We start from the raw sequence: 1,167 nt of genomic DNA on the forward strand, positions 1-1,167 counted from the left end.
CGATAAATTTTGAATAGCCACTTAAAAGGAATTAGAATATGACTCAAAAAAGCGATGATAGAACAGTTAAAATGGGGATGCTGCTAGGGTTTGTTGGAACAACAGTGGTGTTTGTTTTTTTCTATAGTTCTTTGCCTCAAGTTGTTGAGGAGGTTGTCGTAGTAGAGCGACTAAAGCTCGCAATAATGTGCCTTGTTTTTCCTGTTGCACTATTTTTTTTGATGATTGTTAGAATCGGCTCTCAACGTTACGGAAACCCATCAGCGGATCCAACTAAATGTGAAGCAAATACAGAGGGGATGAAGGTTGACCTAAGAGTACTATCTAATACTCATGAGCAGCTGATGATATTCGCTATTAATACATTGGCGCTATCTGTTTTAATTCCTTATCAATTATTGAGCTTGTTGCCCATCTATTCCGGAGTTTTTGTTGCTGGTCGCGTCATGTTTTGGGTAGGTTACAGGCGTAATGTGTTATGGAGAGCGCCAGGGTTTGCAATGTCTACACTGCCTGCAGTGGTAGGATTAGGGTATAGCTGTGTTGCGGTTTTATTATCTGCATTCACAGTTTTTTAATAAAGATGAGCTTGATGTTAATTGTGTTTTTTTAACTGTCGATGTTAGCGCGAATTTTTGACTATGAGTTTAGTGAAGCTTAGAGATCTGCATGCACACGATAGGCTGGCAGTTGTATCTATGCTAGGAGATCCTGCGGTAATGAGGTTTCTGGGGCCTCGTCGTGCTCTTACAGAGGACGAGTCTGATTTATGGTTTAAGCGTGCGCTTGCCAACCCATCTCGCTTTGTTATCGCGGATGTAAATAGCGATGAATTCATCGGATTTTGCGGCATCAAAGAAATTAACGGTGTTATGGATTTCGGTTATTTCATTAGAGCCGAGTTTTGGGGGAAGGGGATTGCCGCCAAGGCCTGTGAGTTGGTCGTGGAAAAGCTAGCCACCGAGGTTGATTGGGAGACTGTCCAGGTTTTCATCACAGAGGATAATGTGGCCAGTATGAGAGTAGTCGAAAAGCTAGGCTGGCAGGTGGTACATAGCGCGATCCAGGATGGAGAGTATGGCCGATACTACCGGATCACTAGGTAACCGGTGACAAGGGATGCTTCTGAAAGTAAGGCTGTAGCAATGTAAGCGTTCATCCTACGAC

The 1,167-nt window shown here is 43.4% G+C and carries 2 protein-coding genes; both read left to right on the plus strand.

Going from position 1 to position 1,167, the window contains the following annotated elements:
* Positions 1-38: 38 nt before the first annotated feature.
* Positions 39-578, plus strand: coding sequence for an MAPEG family protein (locus INT22_RS00485; protein ID WP_193067474.1), 540 nt, complete (start codon positions 39-41; stop codon positions 576-578).
* A 63-nt stretch (positions 579-641) separates the two neighbouring features.
* The gene (locus tag INT22_RS00490) at positions 642-1,106 is read left to right on the plus strand and encodes a GNAT family N-acetyltransferase (RefSeq protein ID WP_193067475.1); all 465 of its coding nucleotides are present in this window, start codon (positions 642-644) and stop codon (positions 1,104-1,106) included.
* The last annotated feature ends 61 nt before the right edge of the window (positions 1,107-1,167 follow it).

Source organism: Halomonas sp. 3D7M, from assembly GCF_014897885.1.
Taxonomy (GTDB): domain Bacteria; phylum Pseudomonadota; class Gammaproteobacteria; order Pseudomonadales; family Halomonadaceae; genus Vreelandella.

Coding starts and splice junctions, on each gene's coding strand:
- INT22_RS00485 (WP_193067474.1), top strand. CDS start 39: ATGACTCAAAAAAGCGATGATAGAACAGTTAAAATGGGGATGCTGCTA.
- INT22_RS00490 (WP_193067475.1), top strand. CDS start 642: ATGAGTTTAGTGAAGCTTAGAGATCTGCATGCACACGATAGGCTGGCA.